The sequence below is a fragment of the Methylocystis sp. JR02 genome, assembly GCF_030063565.1.
GTDB lineage: Bacteria > Pseudomonadota > Alphaproteobacteria > Rhizobiales > Beijerinckiaceae > Methylocystis > Methylocystis iwaonis.
Map to the genome: position 1 here is coordinate 1,740,795 of NZ_JASIRC010000001.1, position 18,300 is coordinate 1,759,094.

An 18,300-nucleotide genomic window follows, 5' to 3' on the forward strand; every position below is an offset into this window, starting at 1 on the left:
GTCTCCTTATGACGCGCGGCTTTGCGCCACGTTCAAAATCAGATCGGCGAGACGCTCGGCCGCGTCGGCGACGCCGACGCGCTTGGCGGCTTCAGCTTTTTGCGCGAGCGCTTGCGGCGCGTCGATGAGTTGCGCGAGACGCGCCGTCAGGAAGGCCGGCGAGAAATCGCTCTGCTTCACCGTCTCCGCGGCGCCGGCCTGTTCGATGACGGCGGCGTTCGCGGCCTGATCGCCGTCGAGCGATTGCGGTAGTGGCACGAGCAGCGACGGGCGGCCGATGACGGCAAGCTCGGACACGGTCGAAGCGCCCGCGCGCGCGATGATGAAATGCGCCTGCGCGATGCGCAGCGGCAGATCCTTGAAGAAGGGCGCGATCTCGACGTCGACCTTTGCGCTCTCATAGATCGCCTCGACGCGGGGGATGTCCTCGGCGCGTGTCTGCTGCACAAGGCGAATGCGCGAACGCAAATGCTCCGGCAGAGCGGCGATCGCCTCCGGCACGATGTCAGCCATCACGCGCGCACCCTGCGAGCCGCCGGTGACGAGGAGCCGGAACCTGTCATCTGCGAAATCAGGATAAGGGAGCTTCGCCGCTTCCAGCACCGCCGGACGCACCGGATTGCCGGTGACGACGACCTTGCTTTGCAAAGCGGGCGGCACGGCGAGATTGGGGAGCCCTGCGGCGATCTTGTCGACATGGCCGCAGAGGAAGCGGTTCGCCTTCCCCATGATAGCGTTCGACTCGTGCAGCACGGTCGGGATTTTCAGGAAAGACGCCGCGAGCAGCGGCGGCACGGTGGGATAGCCGCCAAAGCCGATCACCGCGCGCGGGCGCAACCGGCTCATGACCTTCGCGGCCTGCGCGGTGCCGTAGGCGAGTTGCGCAACGGCGCGCGCCTTTTCGATCAGCGAACCGCCACGTGGCGTCGCCGAGGGAATGCAATGCATCGCACGCGCCGGAAAGCTGCCGCCATAAGCCAGTGCGCGCTCGTCCGTGACAAGCTCCACCGCAGCGCCGCGGGCTTCGAGCGCATGCGCCAGCGCCTCGGCCGGAAAGAGATGGCCGCCGGTGCCGCCGGCGGCGAGAAGAATGGGCCGATCGTTCATCGTCAGGCCGCCGCCGGCACAGGCCCGCTCGTCGCGGCGACCTCGGTGAGCACCCGCGTGCGCGGGCGCTTGCGCGTGACGGCGAGCAAAAAGCCCATGCCGAGCGACAGCGAGATGAGCGAAGAGCCGCCATAGGAAACGAAAGGCAGCGTCATGCCCTTGGCGGGCATCAGGTGGACGTTCACCGCCATATTGATGCAGCTCTGCAGGCCGAAGAGCATGACGAGCCCCGCCGTGGCAAAACGGCAGAAGGGGTCTTCATTGCGCGCTGCGGAAAAGAGCCCCCGCACCACGATGAATGCGAAAACAAGCGCCAACACAATGCAGACGATGACGCCGAACTCCTCGCCGATGACCGCGAAGATGAAGTCGGTATGCGAGTCGGGCAGGATGCGCTTGACCGTGCCTTCGCCCGGCCCCTTGCCGAACCAGGAGCCCGCCTTGAAGCTTTCAAGCGCGGTCTCGGATTGGAAGTTCGTCGGCACGCCGGCGACAGGCGGCGGCGGTTCGAGAAAGGCGTCGACGCGCGCGCGCACATGCGGCGCGAATTTATAGGCGAGCAGCGCGGCGGATGCGCCGAGGCCGCCAAGCCCGACGACCCAAATGAGATGCAGCCCCGCCATGAAGAAGAGCGCGCCCCAGACAACCGAGATCAGCATGGTCTGGCCGAAATCGGGCTGCAGAACGAGCGGCCCGATGGTGAGCGGGAAAAGGAGAAGCGCGAGCCAGTTGCCGGGAACGTCCTTGCGCCGCGCGCCTTCCGAAAAGGCCCAGGCGACGACGACGACGAAGGACGGCTTGAGGAATTCCGACGGCTGAATGCCGAAAATCCAGCGCCGCGCGCCTTTCACTTCCTGGCCGAAGAACAGCGTCGCGACGACGAGCGCGAGCGACACGACGAAAACGACGAGCGCGGCGCGGCGCACGTGGCGCGGCGATAAGAAGGAGGCGCCGATCATCACCGCCAGCGCCGGCAGAAGATAGGCGACCTGGCGATTGACGAAATGGAAGGTCGAGAGATGCAGCCGTTCCGCAACCGGCGGACTGCCCGCCATGCCGAAGACGAGGCCCGCGACGATGAGAAGCGCGATGCCGGCGAGAAGCCAACGATCGATGGTCCATGCCCAATCGGAGATTGGTGTTCGCTCGGCGCGCGAAATCATGGGTGCTCTCCTCTGCGAGCGGCGATGACGGCGGGCAATCCGTTGACGAGCGCGCGGAACGCGTCGCCGCGCGCCTCGAAATTCTTGAATTGGTCGTACGAGGCGCAGGCGGGCGAGAGCAGCACGATCGGCTCCGCCGCATCGCCGTCGAGCGCATCGAAAGCCGCGCGCATGGTCGCGACGTCGAGCGTCTCGCAGCGCTCATAGGGCAGCGCCCCGTCGAGCGTGCGCGCGAAATCGTCGCTCGCATGGCCGATGAGATAAGCCTTGCGAATGCGCGGGAAGTAAGGCCGCAGCGGCTCGATGCCGCCCTCCTTCGCCTTGCCGCCGATGATCCAGTAGATGTCGGCAAAGCTCGCGAGCGCTTTCTCGGCTGCGTCGGCGTTGGTCGCCTTGGAGTCGTTCACAAAGAGCGTGCGCTCGATGCGGCCGACCTCCTCCATGCGATGCGGCAGGCCCGGATAGCTCAGCAGGCCGCGGGCGATTTCCTCGTCCTCCAGCCCGCATTCCCAGGCGGCCGCGGCGGCGAAAGCCGCGTTCTGCGCATTATGCGCGCCGCGCAGGGCGCGAGCGCCCTGCAAAGCGCCGAGCTGCTCGGCCTCTTCCGGCGGGTGGCCCTGTTCGCGGAAATAGACGCCGCCGTCTTCGACATAGAATCCCCAATCCAGACGGCGCGCGGCGGAAACCGGCATGACGCGCTGCCCGGGTTTGGGATCGGCGGAGAGACGCGCGCCGATGGCGTGCGTATAGGCGTCGTCGACGCCGACCAGCGCCACCTCGGCGCCCGCGACAAGGCGCTCCTTCACCGCCGCGTAATTCTCCATCGTGCCGTGGCGGTCGATGTGATCGGGCGTCAGATTGATCAATATGCCGATGGTCGGATTGAGCGAGGGCGTGAGATCGATCTGGAAGGACGAGCATTCGATGACATGGATGCGCTCGTCCGACGGCGGCTCGAGATCGAGGATCGGTACGCCAATATTGCCGCCGAGCTGCACGTCGCGCCCGGCTTCGCGCAGAATATGCGCAATGAGCGCCGTTGTCGTCGATTTGCCGTTGGTGCCGGTGATCGCGATGAATGGCGCGCCGCCGGCATGCGCGGCGCGTTCGCGGCAGAAAAGCTCGATGTCGCCAATGATCTCGACGCCGGCGGCGCGGGCGCGCGCGACCGTCCAATGCGGCTCCGGATGGGTCAGCGGCACGCCGGGAGCAAGAACCAGGGCATCGAAAGACGACCAGTCGCTGTCCGACAAATCTTCGAGCGGCACGCCATTCCGTGCGGCGGCGAGACGCCCCGCTTCGCCATCGTCCCAGGCGCGCACATTGGCGCCGCCCGCCATCAGCGCTTTCGCGGTGGAGAGCCCCGAGCCGCCGAGCCCGAAGAGGGCGACAGTCTTGCCTCTGAATGTTCTGACCGGCGTCATGGTCACCTCAGCTTGAGGGTCGAAAGACCCATGAGCGCCAGAACGAAGGCGACGACCCAGAAGCGGATGACGATCTGCGGCTCCTTCCAGCCCTTCTTTTCGAAGTGATGATGGATCGGCGCCATCAGGAAGATGCGCTTGCCGGTCGCCTTGAAATAAGCGACCTGAATGATGACCGAGGCGCCTTCGAGCACGAAGAGCCCGCCGACGATGACGAGCACGAACTCCTGCTTCACCGCTACTGCGACTGCGCCGAGCAGGCCGCCGAGCGCGAGCGAGCCGGTGTCGCCCATGAAGATCTGCGCGGGCGGCGCGTTGAACCACAGGAATCCAAGCCCGGCGCCGATCAGCGCGGAGCAGACGATGGTGAGTTCGCCCGCGCCCGCAACGTAGTTCACGCCGAGATAGTTCGAGAAGATCGAGTTGCCGACGAGATAGGCGAAGATCGCGAATGTGCCGACCGCGATCATCGAGGGCACGATGGCGAGGCCATCGAGACCATCGGTGAGATTGACGCAATTGCCTGCGGCGACGATGACGAAGGCGCCGAAGACGATGAAGAACAGGCCCAGCGAGGCGACGTAGCCCTTCACCATCGGAATGGCGAGATTAGACATGTTCTCGCCCCCCACTTTCATCATCAGATAGCAGGCGATGCCGGCGGCAAGGAATTCGAGCGCGAGGCGCGCCTTGCCTGAGAAACCGGCGTGCGATTGTTTCGTCACCTTCAGGTAATCGTCGTAAAAACCGATCGCGCCGAAGGAGGCCGTGACGAAGAGCACGATCCACACATAATAGTTGCGCAGATTGGCCCAGAGCAGCGTCGCGGCGATGAGGCCGGAGAGGATCATCAGCCCGCCCATGGTGGGCGTGCCCTTTTTCGTCAGAAGATGCGACTCGGGGCCATCCTCGCGGATCGGCTGGCCCTTGCCCTGCTTGAGGCGCAGCGCCGCGATAATGTTGGGGCCAAAGAAGAAGACGAAGAACAGCGCCGTCGCCGCCGCCATGGCGGCCCGGAAGGTGATGTAGCGAAAAATGTTGAGCGGACTGTAGAGATAAGAGAGATCCGCAAGCAGCGTCAGCATTCAAGAGTCCTCAACTGGCCATCTCGGGCGCGAATTTCGCTTTCGCGGCAGCGACAATCTTCGATATGCGCGTCCCGTTGGAGCCCTTGATCATGACGACGTCCCCCGACCGAATTGCGGCGAGGACGGGCTCTTCGACCTCCAGCGCCGTGGCGCGATGGGCGGCGCGCATGGCCTCCGGCGCGGCGTAATAGAGCTGCTGCATCAGCGGCCCGGCCGTGAACAGCAGATCAACCTTGGCGTGCGCGACATCCTCCGCCAGCGCCGCGTGCAGATTCCCGCCTTCTGGTCCAAGCTCCAGCATGTCGCCGAGCACCGCGATGCGGCGCCCGCCGGCTCTGGGCGCCGTCGCAGCGAGAAGCTCCAACGCGGCGCGCATCGAGGTCGGATTGGCGTTGTAGCTCTCGTCGATGAGCGTGAAATCGCCCTCGTCGACGGGAAGCGTCTCACGCTGGCCGCGCCCCTTGGGCGGCGCGAAATCGACAAGCGCCGCGGCGGCCTCTTCGAGATCGAGATCGAAAGAAACAGCGATCAGCAGCGCGGCGAGCGAATTGAGCGCGATGTGCTTGCCCGGCGCGCCGATGAGGTAAGAAAGCCGCCGGCCGAGAATCTCGGCCTCTATCTCACAGCCGCCATCGATCTGCTTATAGGAGATGAGCCGCGCCTGCGCGCCTTCGGCCTCGCCGAAATCGAGAATATGCCCCGCATAAGGCGCCGCCGCCTCTGCGAGCCGCTCATATTCCGCGTCGTCGCGATTGATGATGGCGACGCCGCCTTCGAGGCCCCCGAAGATTTCCGCCTTGGCGTCGGCGATGGCCTCGAGAGACGCAAAATGCTCGAGATGCACAGGCGCGACGCGCGTCACCACAGCGACATGCGGGCGCACCTGCGCGGCGAGACCAGCAATTTCGCCGGCGTGATTCATGCCGATCTCGAAAACGCCAAAGCGCGACGACGCCGGCATCCGCGCCAGCGACAGCGGCACGCCCCATTGATTATTGTAGGAGGCAATCGACGCGTGCGTGGCGCCGAAATGCGCCAGCATCAGCCGCGTCATGTCCTTCGTCGAGGTCTTGCCGACCGAGCCAGTGATGGCGGCGATGAAGGCGGCCGTGCGGTCGCGCGCGCGCATGCCGAGGAGCTCCAACGAACGCTGCACGTCCTTGACGACAAAAAGCGGCCCGGCGCCTGCAAGCTCGCGCGCATGTTCTTCGTCGATCACCGCCGCGGCGGCGCCCTTCTCGAAAGCCGCGTGGACGAATTCATGGCCGTCGCGCGCCTCGCCCTTGATGGCGACGAAAAGGTCGCCAGGTTGTAGCGTGCGCGTGTCGATCGAGACGCCCGTCGCTTGGCGGGCGAGCGCGCCGCTGACGCGGGCCTGCAAGGCGCCGACGAGCGCCAGCCCCGACCATAGAGGTTCCTGCTTCATGAGCCGTGCTCCTGCAGCGCTTTCGTGACAGCTTCGTGGTCGGAAAAGGGCAATATTCGATTGCCGACGATCTGACCAGTCTCGTGCCCCTTGCCGGCGACCACGAGCGCGTCGCCGGGACAAAGGCCCGCGACGGCCTGGGAGATGGCCTCTCCCCGGTCGGCGATCTCGATGATCTGCGCCGGACCCGCGCCTTTGGCGCCGTCGATGATGGCGGCGCGAATCAGCGCGGGGTCCTCGCTTCGGGGATTGTCGTCCGTGATGATCGCGACATCGGCGGCGCGCGCGGCGATCTCGCCCATCAGCGCCCGCTTGCCCTTGTCGCGATCGCCGCCGCAGCCGAAAACGACGATCAGCCGGCCCTTGGTCAGCGGCCGCAGGGTCGCGAGCACTTTTTCGAGCGCGTCGGGCTTATGGGCGTAATCGACGAAGACCGGCGCGCCATTGCGGGCGCCGACGAGTTCGAGGCGGCCGGGCGCGCCCTGGAGATGATCGAGCGCGGCAAAGACCCGCGCAGGGTCGTCTCCGGACGCGATGGCGAGCCCCGCCGCGACAAGCGCATTCGAGGTCTGGAAGGCGCCGGCGAGCGGCAGTTCGATCTTATAATCCTTGCCGGCGTGGCTGATGTCGAGGCTCGTCGCCAGCGCATGCGGGCGCGCGTCTTTCAGCACGATGGCCTCGCCCTTGGCGCCGACGCCGAAGACGCTCAGCCCACGGGTGTTGCAAACCGCGGCGACACGCGCGGCCACATCGCTGTCGGCGTCGATCACCGCCATCTGGCCGGGCTGCAGCAGCGTATCGAAGAGGCGCATCTTTGCCGCGAAATAGTCTTCCATGTCGCGGTGGTGGTCGAGGTGATCACGCGAGAAATTGGTGAAGCCCGCCGCGCTCAGCCGCACGCCGTCGAGGCGGCGCTGGTCGATGCCGAGCGAGGAGGCTTCCATCGCGAGATGAGTCACGCCCCCCTCGGCAAGCTCCGCCAGCGTCTTGTGCAATTCGACCGGCCCCGGCGTCGTCAGCGCGCCGTAATGGGCGCCCTTGGAATCGACGACGCCGACCGTGCCGAGCGAGGCCGCCTCATGGCCCATCGCCGCCCAGATTTGCCGCAGAAAGGCGACGACGGAGGTCTTGCCGCTCGTGCCCGTGACCGCGACGATGGTATGCGGCTGGCGCGGATAGAAGCGCGCCGCCGCGCGCGCCACCGCCGCCCGCACATCGGGGACGACGACGAGCGGCAAGGCGCATTCGGCCGCGCGCTCAGCGATGACGACCGCCGCGCCGCGCGCCTTGGCGTCCCCCACAAAAGCAAGACCATCCCCGGCATGGCCAGGGATGGCGAAAAAGGCAAAGTCCTCGCTGACGACGCGGCTGTCCGCCGAGAGGCCCGCGATCTCGATGTTCCCGATGGAAGGGTCGAGGTCGCCCAACGCGAGGAGTTCAGAGAGACGCATCAGTGGCCACGGCCTCCGGCAGCAGGAACATTGGCCATGCCATAACCGAGTTTGGCGAGCAGCGGGAAGGGCATATGCGGCGGCTCGAAGCGCGGCGCGAGGCCGAGGATCGGGCCGGTGCGCTCGATGATCTCGCCGGTGACGAAGCCGGCGTTATAGGCGGCGGTAGCGTAGCCGCCGTCCTCGGGCCGGCCCTGCGGCTCGTCCATGATGGTGAGGAAAAGATATTTCGGCTTGTCCGACGGCGCGACGGCCATGAAGGTCGTGAACAGGCGGGTCTTGCTGTAATGGCCGCCGATGACCTTTTCCGCCGTGCCGGTTTTGCCGCCGACGAAATAGCCGTCGACATTGACCCTTTTAGCCGTGCCGATCTCGGCGTTGAGGCGCATGAGATAGCGCATGGCCTCGCTCGTCTCGGGTTTCACCACTTGCACGGCGTTCTTCATCGCCTCTTCCTGCGAGCGCTTGAGGAAGGTCGGCGTGATGAGATAGCCGCCATTCATCAGCGCGCCGACCGCCATCATCGCCTGTAGCGGCGCAACGGCGAGACCATGGCCGAAGGCGATGGTCATAGTGTTCAGCTCGCTCCAGTTCTTCGGATAGATCGGCTCGGCGCTTTCGGGCAGCTCCGTGCGCATGCGCGTGAGCTGGCCCATCTTGCGCAAATAGGCCTTGTGCTTCTCGACGCCCTGCCCCATCGCCATGCGCGCCGTGCCGATGTTCGAGGAATAAGTGAAAACCTCCGGCACTGTCAGCGCGCGGTTCTGCGCATGATAGTCGTGGATCTTGAAGCGGCCGAAGGAGAGCGCGCCGCGCGCATCGAGGCGCGAACCGAGGTTCACTTTGCCCGAGTCGAGCGCCATCGAGATGGTCAGCGCCTTGAAGGTCGAGCCCATCTCATAGACGCCGACATTCATGCGGTTGATGTGGGTAAGGTCGAGCGCGTTGGCGTTTTCGTCGGTCGGATGGTTCGGATCGTAATCGGGGAGCGACGCGAGCGCGATTACTTCGCCTGTGTTCACTTCCAATATGGCTGCGGCGCCGGCTTTCGCCTTGAAGCGCGTGACGCCTTTCTCCAGCTCGTCGCGCAGCGCATGGGTTGCGCGAATGTCGAGCGAGAGCGTGATCGGCTGAAGCTCGTCGGGCGTAGCGCCGAAGCCGAGATTATGCAGATCGGCGAGCCCTTGCCCGTCGATATATTTCTCGATTCCGGCGATGCCCTGATTGTCGATATTGGCGAAGCCGAGCACATGCGCGCCGATCGGTCCGTTCGGATAGACGCGCTTATTTTCGGCGATAAGGCCGACGCCCGGCAGGCCGAGATGAAACACTTCGTCGCGCTGATGCGGCGTGACTTCGCGCTTCACCCAGACAAAGCCCTTCTTCGAGGCGCCGAGACGCTCGCGCAATTCTTTTGACGGGACGTCGGGCAGAACGGCGGTGAGAAGCTCCGTCGCCTCGTCTTTGTCGATCAAGCGTCTCGGCTCCGCGAAAACCGACATCACCTTGACGTCGCTCGCCAGCACTTCGCCATTGCGGTCGAGAATATCGGGACGCGACGCCGAAACCGCTTCGGCGGCGGGATGACGAACCGTCTCCGGCTTGAAGCCGAGATAGACGAGTTTTGCGCAGATGACGCCGTAAAGAACGAGGAAGCCGAGCGCGGCGAGGCGCATGCGCGAGGCGCTCGTCTCCAAGCTCGTCGAAAAAACGGCGCGCACCATGCCCGCATATTTCGACGGCTTCCTGGTCGGACGCGGCGGCGGCGTTTCCAGCGTGTCCGACATGGGCTCGGGCGTGGGTTCCCAATTGGGCTGACGCTCTGTCATGGCTTTTTGGGCTCGCGGCTCGGGCTCTGCGGATTGGCGCTCGGCGCCTTGTTGGTTGCGACTGTCTTGGGCGTCGCCGTCTTCGGCTTGGCGGCCTGAGGCTTGGGCGTCGTCGTCGGGGCGCTCGGCGCCGCGGAAGGCGTCGCGGGCGCGGAGAGGCCGATCTCGCTGAGCTTGGCCCCGATCGCGTCGCTACGGGTCTTCTGCGGCAAGGCCGTCGCCGGCACGAGCTGCGACACCTGAAGCGGCTTCAACTCTGGCAAATATTTGTCGGCGAGCGGCTGCAGGCGCTCGGGGCGCGTCATATAGGCCCATTCCGCCCGCAAAACGGCGATGGCGTCGCGCTCGGCCTTGATTTCGAGCTTTGTCTTGGTGATCTGCTCCAGGCGATAGGCCGTCTGATATTTGATCGTATAGGCGTAGACCGCCGAGCTGATCAGCGCCGCCACCGCGAGAATGTTGAGAAGCCGAAGCATCAGACTTTTCCTTTCTCGCGCGTCGGGAGGCGCACGAGCCGCGTCAGCTTGTCGGCGAGCGGCAGCGGAGCCGAGGCGTTGCGCGTCGCATGGCGCAGCTTCGCGGAACGCGCGCGCGGATTGGCATCGACTTCCGCGCGCGTCGGCGCGATCGGCTGGCGGCCCTCGCAGGTAAAGCTCGTTTCCGGCGGCGCGGCTTCGCCGGGCAGGCGGCGCGAGCCAGTCTCGCCGCGCCCCGAGCGCTCGGCGAGGAACTGCTTGACGATGCGGTCTTCGAGCGAATGGAAGGTCACGACGACGAGCCGCCCGCCGGGGCCAAGCGTGCGCTCCGCCGCCGCGAGGCCGTCGAGCAATTCGCCGAGCTCGTCATTGACGGCAATGCGCAGCGCCTGGAAGCTCTTCGTCGCCGGGTGAATATCGCCCGGCCGCCCCGGCGCGACGCGCGCGATCATCTCGGCCAGCGCCTTGGTGGAGGTGAAGGGCGCGAGATTGCGGTCGTGGACGATCGCGCGGGCGATGCGGCGCGAGGCGCGCTCCTCGCCGTAGTAATAGAGAATATCCGCGAGCGTCTCTTCGTCGGCCTCATTGACGATGTCGGCGGCGGAAACGCCCCTGCCCTCCATGCGCATATCGAGCGGGCCGTCGCCGCGAAAGGAGAAGCCGCGCTCGGCCTGGTCGAACTGCATGGACGAAACGCCGATGTCGAAGACGGCGCCATCGAGGGGAACGAAGTCTTGCGCGCGCGCGACCTCTTCGAGCTGTGAGAAGCGCGCCTCGACAAGCGTGAGCCGCCCCTGCGCCTGCGCCACGAGATCGGCGCCGCCGGCGATGGCGGTGGGATCGCGATCGAGCGCCAGAACTTTCGTATCGGCGGCCGCGAGCAAAGCGCGCGTATAGCCGCCGGCGCCGAAAGTGCCGTCGAGATAGCGCCCGCCGTCGCGCGGCCGCAGCGCGTCGATCACCTCATTGAGCAGCACGGGCACATGCCGGGCCGGCCCCTCGCCGGCCGGCGGCTCATCCGCGCCGCGGTCCTTCCCCATCACGCTCGCCCTCGCATTCGCCATTGCCTTCGCCCCGACGCAGCGGACAGGCGCGACCGGGCCCTTGAGAGGCTCACGCGCGGTCCGAAGGCGTCGCGGCAAAAGGGGTTGGCGGGCCATGGTTCGTTCAAAGCGTCGGCGGAGCGGCGGACAAGCCGCGGCGCCGCCTCCGGCGCCAAACAGCATTAAGCTTTGTTAGTATTAAGAGAGGGTTACCGGCCCCCGCGAGAATTCGCGTCAATTACCCCGTCATTGGGAGCGAAGCGAAGCAATCCAGGGCCATAATAGCTGCCCTGGATTGCTTCGCTTCGCTCCCAATGACAGCCCGCCCCAAAAAGCCGGGCGCCAGTCGGCCTGTAAGCCGGGTTCTGTATGGCGTTGGCCGGTTTCCCGACCCCCGCGTGACGGCCATTCCTCTGGGACGGTCGTCGCCGACCGCCTCGAGCAACCAACCCGGGCGACGTCCCGGAGACGGGTCGAAAGCTTTGAGAGCCTTCAGTCGCCCCTATTCGGTTTTGCTCCCGGCGGGGCTTGCCATGCCCTGAAGCGTTGCCGCTCAGGCGGTGCGCTCTTACCGCACCCTTTCACCCTTACCGGGCGTGAAGCCCGGCGGTTTGCTTTCTGTGGCGCTTTCCCTGGGGTTGCCCCCGCCGGACGTTATCCGGCGCCGTGTCTCCGTGGAGCCCGGACTTTCCTCTGCATGACGCAGCGGCCGTCCGGCCGACTGGCTCGTTTTAGGGATAGGGACCGGGAGGCGGAAGGTCAAGGCGCGACGGCTTGCTCAACCGCGCAAGAGCGGCGTCGTCTCGCTCCATGCCGCCTGCCCCGCCTCTCGCGCCCGCGCGGAAACCAGCGCCCCGGCCGCAAGCCCGAAGGCGAACGCAATATAAGAACCGACCATCGACTTCTTCGAGAGCGCCAGCTCCCAACCCGGCGTGAAGCGATGCGGCGTCGCGCCATAATCGACGGCTGCCGCGATTCCCGACATACCGAAGGCGTCCCGCAGCAGCTCCCACATCGAGCGCGGCGGATTGCGCGCCAGCCAGGCCTCGAAAAACCCCGCCCATAGCACCGACGAGAGGTGATGGGTGGCGAAGCCCACCAGCGTATTGCGCGCGGTGGGCGCCTCGACTTTCGCCGCCGCGTCGCCCTGAACCCAATGGCTCGTGGCGTTCAAGGGCTGCAACGCCCCCTTCCCCTCGGCCTTGGCGAGCGCCGCCAGGGCCGCCGCCGAGACGAGCGCCGCCACAGTGCCCGTCGTCACCGCCGAAACGCCGAGCTGCGACCAATTGCTGTCCAGGACCTTCGTCATGCGGGCCTCCCGAGAACGTCTTCGGCAGGAGCAACCACAGGGAGCGGGCTTCGTTCCGCGGCTTCCGGCGGCGCATGAGATGCTTTAAGCCGTGGCCATGAGCGCGGCGCAGGATGAATCGAAAGGGGCCCAGATCGTCGACGTGCTGGCGCCGGTCGCCGTCGACACGACCTATTCCTATCTCGCCCCGCCCGCCCTCGGCTTGCAGCCGGGCGACAGCGTCAAAGTTCCGCTCGGCGCGCGCGAGGCTTATGGCGTGGTCTGGTCCGTCGACGACGCCGAACGGCCGCGCGGCAATCTCAAGACAGTCGTCGCGCGGCTCGACCGACCGCCGCTCGCGCAGAAGCTGCGCGATTTCATCGACTGGCTCGCGCGCTACACGCTGACGCCGCGCGGCATGGCGCTGCGCCTGGCGACCCGCGCCGCAGAGGAAGCGGCGCCCGATACATTGCGCACGCTCTATCGCGCGGGCGGCAAAAAGCCTGAGCGCCTCACGCCCACACGCGCGCGCGTGTTGGAGGCGGCGCAAGGCGGCATGGCCTTCTCCAAGAAAGCGCTCGCCGAGGCCGCTGCCTGCTCGACGGGCGTGATCGACGGGCTCGTCGACGAAGGCGCGTTAGAGACTATTGCAGCGCCGCCGGAGCCCGTCGCGCGCGCACTCGACCCCGAATTCGCCGCGCCCGTTTTGGAGCCCGCGCAACGCGAGGCAGCGGACGCTTTAACCGAGGCCGTGCATGCGCGCGCGTTCAAACCCTTTCTGCTCGAAGGCGTCACTGGCTCCGGCAAAACCGAAGTCTATTTCGAGGCCGTCGCCGCCGCCTTGAAGGACGGCGGCCAGGCGCTGGTGATGATGCCGGAGATCGCGCTCACGGCGCAATTTCTGGAGCGCTTCGCGGCGCGTTTCGGCGAGAAGCCGGCCGAGTGGCACTCGGGCGTCTCCGAGCGCAAGCGCGCGCGCATCTGGCGCGCGGCGGCGACAGGAGAGCTGAGCGTCGTCGCGGGCGCGCGCTCGGCGTTGTTTCTCCCGTTCCGCGATCTTCGCCTCATCGTCGTCGATGAAGAACATGAAGGCGCCTATAAGCAGGACGACGGCGCCTCTTATCACGCGCGCGACATGGCGGTGGTGCGCGCGCGTATCGAGAACGCTGCGATCGTGCTTGCGTCCGCGACGCCCTCGATCGAAACGCGCGTCAACGCCGAGCGCGGACGCTACGGCCATTTGCGCCTGCATGCGCGCGCCGGCTCCCGCGCCATGCCGCTGCTCGAGCCGATCGACATGCGCGTTGAGGGCGCAGAACGCGGACGCTGGATCGCGCCGCGGCTTGCGCTTGCAATGGGCGAAACCATAGCGCGCGGCGAACAGGCGTTGCTCTTTCTCAACCGTCGCGGCTATGCGCCTTTGACGCTGTGTCGCGATTGCGGCCACCGCTTCCGCTGCACGCAATGCGACGCCTGGCTTGTCGAACATCGCTTCCGCCGCGCGCTCGTCTGCCATCATTGCGGCCATACCGAGCGGCGCCCGGACACATGCCCGGAATGCGGGGCCGAAGATTCGCTGACGGCTTGCGGCCCCGGCGTCGAGCGCCTCGCGGAAGAAGCCGCGACGCTCTTTCCCGACGCGCGCATTCTCGTGCTCTCGTCCGACTTTCCCGGCGGCGCCGAGAGGCTGCGACGCGAGCTCGACGAAATCGCCAAAGGCGCCTTCGACATCGTCATCGGCACGCAGCTCGTCGCCAAAGGCCACAACTTTCCGCATCTGACATTAGTCGGAGTCGTCGACGCCGACTTGGGGCTCGGCAGCGGCGATCCGCGCGCGGCCGAACGCACTTTTCAATTGCTCAACCAAGTCACCGGCCGCGCCGGACGCGGCGATAAGCCGGGACGCGCGCTCATTCAAACATTCCAGCCCGAGCATCCGGTCATCGCCGCGCTGCTCTCTGGCGACGCGGAAAAATTCTACACGCAGGAAATCGCATTGCGTGAACGCGCCGGACTGCCGCCCTTCGGGCGCCTTGCGGCGCTGATCGTCTCCGCCAAGGACGCGGCCACGGCCGAAGCGCATGCGCGGGCCTTGGCGCGCGCCGCGCATGAATTGCCGGCGTCTCCGCGCTATCGCGTCGCCGCGCTCGGCGGATTGCCCGAGGCTGACGAAATCATGATGCTCGGCCCGGCCGAGGCGCCGATCGCGCTCATTCGCGGCCGCTTTCGCTACCGTCTACTTGTGAAGGCGCCGCGTAGCGCCGACGTGCAATGCTTCCTGCGCGATCTCCTTGTGGCGGCGCCGAAAGAGCGCGGCGGCGTGCGTGTGCAGATCGACGTCGATCCGCAGAGTTTTTTGTGAACGCCCCCTCCCTGTCCCTCCCCCGCCATAGGGCGTCTGCAAGACGCCCGTCTCTCGACGGGCTATGGCGGGAGAGGGTACGCTCGCGATCCACAATGTCGATGAAGGCCACAATCTGCTCCCTCTCCCGCCATAGGGCGTCGAAAGACGCCCGTCTTTCGACGGGCTTTGGCGGGGGAGGGTTGGGGAGGGGGCCGCACCGTTGAAACTACCTACCCCGGCGACAGATAGCACTGACCGCAAAGCGCCTATCAGCGCTTTGCTCTTTCCTGCATGGAAGGATGAAAGATGAAGATCAGGTCAGTCTTCTTCGCCACGCTTATTGCGGGCGGGGTCGCCGCGGTCGCGCCGCCGGCTTCCGCCATGACGCTTGCGCCGCTGAAGGCGCCAGGCGTGGAGTCGCAAATGGCGCATTCCCTGATGATCTGCGACCATGGCCGCTGCTTCCGGACGCGCGAGCACTGGGGCTACGGCGGCGGTTGGCGCGGCGATCATGGTTACGGCGGCGGATGGCGCCGCGAACATTGGCGCGATCACGATCGCGACTGGGATCGCGATGATTGGCGCTGAGCGCGGACGATGCGCATGACACATGGCTCGCGGCGCAACCGCGAGCCTTTTTATTTTGGATCGCGCGCCTTCGGGCGCGCAACTCGCACAACTGTGAAGCGAGCCTGAGAGCTCGCGGTCCTCCCAGCGCGCGTTGAAAGCGCGGAGGCGCGCGACAGATAGCAGGCGCCTCCTCGCAAAAGAGAGGCATTGGCCTGCCTTCAGCAGGAAAGGACGAATCGATGCCGAAGACGCTTCTCTTGCTCGCTTCCATGGCCGCCGGCGCAGTCGCGCTTGCGGCGCCAGCCTCCAAGGCCATGCCGCTCGCGCCCGCCGGTCAGGATAGCGGCGTTGTGCAAGCGCATGGCGTTCGCATCTGCGACGACGACGGCGATTGCTGGTGGTCCTACCGGCGCCACAGCGGCGGATACTGGGATGACGATCACGACCATGGCTGGCGGCACGGCTATCGCCATCACGATGGAGATTATGATTACCGCCGTTACCGTCGCGATTACGATCGGGACGAACGTGACGAGCGCAGCGAATATCGCGATCGTGACCGGTATGGCCGCTGGGATGACGAGCGCGGCGGGATCGACCGCGATAAACACCATGAGCGTCAAGGCATGGAGAAGAATCGCGAACGGGAGCAAAGCGCTCGTGACGAAGGCAAAGAGCAAGGCAGGGAATATCGCTCCGAGCAAGGGATGAAGGAGCATGGCGGACAGTCGAAGAAGGACTGATGCCATTCCGTCTGAACAGCTCGCATCGGCGCGTGTCATTCCCGGCGCCGGTTTTACTCAGAGCCCGTCAGTGCGAGCGAAGCGAAGCAATCCAGGGCGGCGATGCGGCCCTGGATTGCTTCGTCGGCTCCGCCTCCTCGCAATGACGGAGGTGACACCGAAATGCGCGCGTTATGCGCCGCCGACGACGCGCGCGACGATCTTCGCGGTGTAATCGACCATCGGCACGATGCGCGCGTAATTCAGGCGCGTCGGGCCGATGACGCCGAGCGCCCCGATGATCCGCCGCTCGCTGTCGCGCAAAGGCGCCGCGATCATCGACGAGCCGGAGAGCGAAAACAGCTTGTTCTCGGAGCCGATGAAAATCCGCACGCCCTCGCCTTGTTCGGCGCGCTCCAGAAGATCGATCACGCCGGTCTTGGTTTCGAGATCGGCAAATAGCAGGCGCACGCGCTCGAGATCGGCGGCGGCGGTCAAATCTTCGAGAAGATGCGCCTGGCCGCGTACGATGAGCTGGCGATTGTCACTCGGCGCGCCGCCCCAGCTCGCAAGCCCCTGCTGGACGAGCCGCGCGGTCAATTCGTCGAGTTCCATCTGCGCGGCGCGGCGCGAGGCTTCTATCCCGTCGCGCGCCTCCGCCAGCGTGCGGCCGATGATGCGCGCGTTGAGATAATTCGCCGCTTCGATCAGAGCGGAAGCCGGTAGATCCCGCGAGACGGGAATGACGCGATTCTCGACGGTACCGTCGTCGGCGACGAGAATGGCGAGCGCGCGCTCCGGCTCCAGCCGCACGAAATCGATCTGCTTGAGGCGCACATTCTCCTTGCTCGCGACGACGACTCCGGCGACGCGCGCCAGGCCCGAAAGCAGCCCCGTGGCCTCCGCCAGCACGCCTTCGAGATCGTGATCCTTGGATGCGGCCTCGACCTCCGCCGCAATGCGGGCGCGCTCGGCTTCTTCGAGATCGCCGATCTGCAAGAGCGAATCGACGAAAAAGCGCAGACCGAGCTCGGTCGGCATGCGTCCGGCGCTGGTATGCGGCGCATAGATGAGACCAAGCTCTTCGAGGTCCTGCATCACATTGCGGACCGAGGCCGGCGACAAGGTCATCGGTAGAAGGCGTGAGATCTGCCGCGAGCCGACGGGTTCACCCGTGGCCAGATAGCTGTCGACGAGCTGCCGAAAGATTTCCCGCGAACGGTCGGTGAGCAACGACAGGCCCGATGCGGAGGGAACAATCGGCGATGGTCGGATCATGGGCATAAGAATAACGCATCGGCGCGCGGCGTCGAGAATCAAAAAAGCCCGGCCGCCTGGGCCGGGCTCTGGCTGCTGACAAAGTAGCGGTAACGCCCCTCGCGCTCCGAGACGCCTGCTGCGCAGGCTCCTCAGCATGAGTAGCTTCTGCTACTGCGCCAAACACTTAGGCATCATCCTGAGGAGCGAGCGACGCTCGCGTCTTGAAGGACGAGGCCGCCTCGGAGGTTTGTCAACAAACTGAGCCCGGCCGCCTGGGCCGGGCTTCTCCTCGAAGCGGTCGTGGAGGGATTAAATCCCCAGATCGGGCATGCCGATCAGAGCGCCCAGGTTCTTGACGCGGTAATTGACGCCGATGCGCGCGATATGCGTGTCGAAGCCATTGCCGGTGAAGGTGCGGTAGGCGTTGGGGTAGCCCAGGCCCGAGCCATGCGTGCCCTGCAGGCTCGAATAAAGATATTCGGCCTTGACGCTGATCTTGTCGAACAGGGCGTATTCGAAGCCCGCGCCCACCGTCCAGCCGGCCTGCCAGCTCGAGGCTGAGGTTGGGAAGAGATAGCCCGCGACGCTGTCCACGCCGCTGACGTGCAACTGGCCATAGGCGAGGCCGCCCGTAACATAGGGCATGAACCGGCCAAAGGCGTAACCGATGCGCAGACGCTCGGCGCCGTACCAGCGCAGGCGGCTGTAGAGCTGATTGCCCCAATTCCAGCCGCCGGTGACGTTGCTGCTCACATCGGCGTAGTTGAACTCGGACTCGTAGCCGAGCACGATACGGTTCGGCAATTGCCAATCGGCGCCGCTCTGCACGCCGACAAGATAGCCTCTCGTGCCGAGGTTGGTCGCCACATTGTTCCAGTTGACGACCGGAGTCGGGCCAAAAGCGGTGACGTTGGACAGATAGCCGGTCGAGCCGGCGCCATAGCCGCCGCTGATGCCGAGATGATATCCGGTCCAGTCGAAGCCAATTGCCGGCGGGGGCGGCGGCGGAGCCTTATAGCTCGGAAGATCCGCGGCGGTCGCAACGCCGAAAGACAGGATCGACGCGGCAGCGCCAAAAACCGCAGCCTTGAAATTCATATGTAGTCTCC

The 18,300-nt window shown here is 65.9% G+C and carries 15 protein-coding genes and 1 other RNA gene; 3 read left to right on the forward strand and 13 right to left on the reverse strand.

Annotation, left to right across the window (positions count from 1 at the left end; all coding sequences use genetic code 11):
* Positions 1-6: 6 nt before the first annotated feature.
* The 11 genes from murG to QNA11_RS08405 all read right to left on the reverse strand — a co-directional run bounded on the left by murG (position 7) and on the right by QNA11_RS08405 (position 12,316).
* The gene (gene murG / locus QNA11_RS08355) at positions 7-1,107 is read right to left on the reverse strand and encodes an undecaprenyldiphospho-muramoylpentapeptide beta-N-acetylglucosaminyltransferase (protein WP_283482660.1); all 1,101 of its coding nucleotides are present in this window, start codon (positions 1,105-1,107) and stop codon (positions 7-9) included.
* A 2-nt stretch (positions 1,108-1,109) separates the two neighbouring features.
* Positions 1,110-2,270, reverse strand: a complete 1,161-nt coding sequence (locus QNA11_RS08360) for an FtsW/RodA/SpoVE family cell cycle protein (protein WP_283482661.1) — start codon at positions 2,268-2,270, stop codon at positions 1,110-1,112.
* Positions 2,267-3,694, reverse strand: coding sequence for a UDP-N-acetylmuramoyl-L-alanine--D-glutamate ligase (gene murD, locus QNA11_RS08365; RefSeq protein WP_283482662.1), 1,428 nt, complete (start codon positions 3,692-3,694; stop codon positions 2,267-2,269). Before murD ends, QNA11_RS08360 begins: the two co-directional genes overlap by 4 nt.
* Positions 3,695-3,696: 2 nt before the next feature.
* The gene (gene mraY / locus QNA11_RS08370; protein WP_202072396.1) at positions 3,697-4,779 is read right to left on the reverse strand and encodes a phospho-N-acetylmuramoyl-pentapeptide-transferase; all 1,083 of its coding nucleotides are present in this window, start codon (positions 4,777-4,779) and stop codon (positions 3,697-3,699) included.
* 10 nt (positions 4,780-4,789) lie between these two features.
* Positions 4,790-6,208 (reverse strand): UDP-N-acetylmuramoylalanyl-D-glutamyl-2,6-diaminopimelate--D-alanyl-D-alanine ligase, encoded by a 1,419-nt coding sequence (locus QNA11_RS08375; RefSeq protein WP_283482663.1) that lies wholly within the window; start codon positions 6,206-6,208, stop codon positions 4,790-4,792.
* A complete protein-coding gene (locus QNA11_RS08380) occupies positions 6,205-7,659 on the reverse strand; it encodes a UDP-N-acetylmuramoyl-L-alanyl-D-glutamate--2,6-diaminopimelate ligase (protein WP_283482664.1) in 1,455 nt (484 codons plus the stop codon). The genes QNA11_RS08375 and QNA11_RS08380 overlap by 4 nt, the downstream gene beginning before the upstream one ends.
* A complete protein-coding gene (locus QNA11_RS08385; protein WP_502867558.1) occupies positions 7,659-9,446 on the reverse strand; it encodes a peptidoglycan D,D-transpeptidase FtsI family protein in 1,788 nt (595 codons plus the stop codon). Before QNA11_RS08385 ends, QNA11_RS08380 begins: the two co-directional genes overlap by 1 nt.
* A gap of 38 nt (positions 9,447-9,484) precedes the next feature.
* Positions 9,485-9,964: a cell division protein FtsL gene (ftsL, locus tag QNA11_RS08390; RefSeq protein WP_283482665.1), complete on the reverse strand. Its 480-nt coding sequence runs from the start codon at positions 9,962-9,964 to the stop codon at positions 9,485-9,487.
* On the reverse strand, positions 9,964-11,004 hold the full coding sequence (gene rsmH, locus QNA11_RS08395; protein ID WP_283484182.1) for a 16S rRNA (cytosine(1402)-N(4))-methyltransferase RsmH: 1,041 nt from the start codon (positions 11,002-11,004) through the stop codon (positions 9,964-9,966). The genes ftsL and rsmH overlap by 1 nt, the downstream gene beginning before the upstream one ends.
* 341 nt (positions 11,005-11,345) lie before the next feature.
* Positions 11,346-11,732, reverse strand: an RNA gene (rnpB, locus tag QNA11_RS08400) — RNase P RNA component class A.
* 53 nt (positions 11,733-11,785) lie between these two features.
* Positions 11,786-12,316, reverse strand: a complete 531-nt coding sequence (locus tag QNA11_RS08405; protein WP_283482666.1) for a hypothetical protein — start codon at positions 12,314-12,316, stop codon at positions 11,786-11,788.
* Positions 12,317-12,413: 97 nt separating this feature from the next.
* On the opposite strand from QNA11_RS08405, the gene QNA11_RS08410 reads away from it, so the two are divergent.
* From QNA11_RS08410 to QNA11_RS08420, 3 genes are all read left to right on the forward strand, one after another.
* Positions 12,414-14,657: a primosomal protein N' gene (locus tag QNA11_RS08410; RefSeq protein ID WP_283484183.1), complete on the forward strand. Its 2,244-nt coding sequence runs from the start codon at positions 12,414-12,416 to the stop codon at positions 14,655-14,657.
* A 288-nt stretch (positions 14,658-14,945) separates the two neighbouring features.
* The gene (locus QNA11_RS08415; RefSeq protein ID WP_283482667.1) at positions 14,946-15,227 is read left to right on the forward strand and encodes a hypothetical protein; all 282 of its coding nucleotides are present in this window, start codon (positions 14,946-14,948) and stop codon (positions 15,225-15,227) included.
* A 221-nt stretch (positions 15,228-15,448) separates the two neighbouring features.
* Positions 15,449-15,952, forward strand: a complete 504-nt coding sequence (locus QNA11_RS08420) for a hypothetical protein (protein ID WP_283482668.1) — start codon at positions 15,449-15,451, stop codon at positions 15,950-15,952.
* Positions 15,953-16,123: 171 nt separating this feature from the next.
* Here the strand turns inward: QNA11_RS08420 and hrcA are convergent, their stop codons facing one another.
* Both hrcA and QNA11_RS08430 read right to left on the reverse strand, forming a co-directional pair.
* Positions 16,124-17,209, reverse strand: a complete 1,086-nt coding sequence (gene hrcA, locus QNA11_RS08425; RefSeq protein WP_202072389.1) for a heat-inducible transcriptional repressor HrcA — start codon at positions 17,207-17,209, stop codon at positions 16,124-16,126.
* Between the two features lie 291 nt (positions 17,210-17,500).
* On the reverse strand, positions 17,501-18,289 hold the full coding sequence (locus QNA11_RS08430) for an outer membrane protein (protein ID WP_202072388.1): 789 nt from the start codon (positions 18,287-18,289) through the stop codon (positions 17,501-17,503).
* Positions 18,290-18,300: the final 11 nt, after the last annotated feature.

Excerpts from the sequence above, each read along its gene's own strand:
- QNA11_RS08405 (WP_283482666.1), bottom strand. The coding sequence starts at position 12,316 with ATGACGAAGGTCCTGGACAGCAATTGGTCGCAGCTCGGCGTTTCGGCG.
- QNA11_RS08380 (WP_283482664.1), bottom strand. The coding sequence starts at position 7,659 with ATGCGTCTCTCTGAACTCCTCGCGTTGGGCGACCTCGACCCTTCCATC.
- QNA11_RS08410 (WP_283484183.1), top strand. The coding sequence starts at position 12,414 with ATGAGCGCGGCGCAGGATGAATCGAAAGGGGCCCAGATCGTCGACGTG.
- QNA11_RS08385 (WP_502867558.1), bottom strand. The coding sequence starts at position 9,446 with ATGTCGGACACGCTGGAAACGCCGCCGCCGCGTCCGACCAGGAAGCCG.
- rsmH (WP_283484182.1), bottom strand. The coding sequence starts at position 11,004 with ATGGGGAAGGACCGCGGCGCGGATGAGCCGCCGGCCGGCGAGGGGCCG.
- QNA11_RS08430 (WP_202072388.1), bottom strand. The coding sequence starts at position 18,289 with ATGAATTTCAAGGCTGCGGTTTTTGGCGCTGCCGCGTCGATCCTGTCT.
- hrcA (WP_202072389.1), bottom strand. The coding sequence starts at position 17,209 with ATGATCCGACCATCGCCGATTGTTCCCTCCGCATCGGGCCTGTCGTTG.
- ftsL (WP_283482665.1), bottom strand. The coding sequence starts at position 9,964 with ATGCTTCGGCTTCTCAACATTCTCGCGGTGGCGGCGCTGATCAGCTCG.
- QNA11_RS08415 (WP_283482667.1), top strand. The coding sequence starts at position 14,946 with ATGAAGATCAGGTCAGTCTTCTTCGCCACGCTTATTGCGGGCGGGGTC.
- QNA11_RS08360 (WP_283482661.1), bottom strand. The coding sequence starts at position 2,270 with ATGATTTCGCGCGCCGAGCGAACACCAATCTCCGATTGGGCATGGACC.
- mraY (WP_202072396.1), bottom strand. The coding sequence starts at position 4,779 with ATGCTGACGCTGCTTGCGGATCTCTCTTATCTCTACAGTCCGCTCAAC.
- murG (WP_283482660.1), bottom strand. The coding sequence starts at position 1,107 with ATGAACGATCGGCCCATTCTTCTCGCCGCCGGCGGCACCGGCGGCCAT.
- QNA11_RS08420 (WP_283482668.1), top strand. The coding sequence starts at position 15,449 with ATGCCGAAGACGCTTCTCTTGCTCGCTTCCATGGCCGCCGGCGCAGTC.
- murD (WP_283482662.1), bottom strand. The coding sequence starts at position 3,694 with ATGACGCCGGTCAGAACATTCAGAGGCAAGACTGTCGCCCTCTTCGGG.
- QNA11_RS08375 (WP_283482663.1), bottom strand. The coding sequence starts at position 6,208 with ATGAAGCAGGAACCTCTATGGTCGGGGCTGGCGCTCGTCGGCGCCTTG.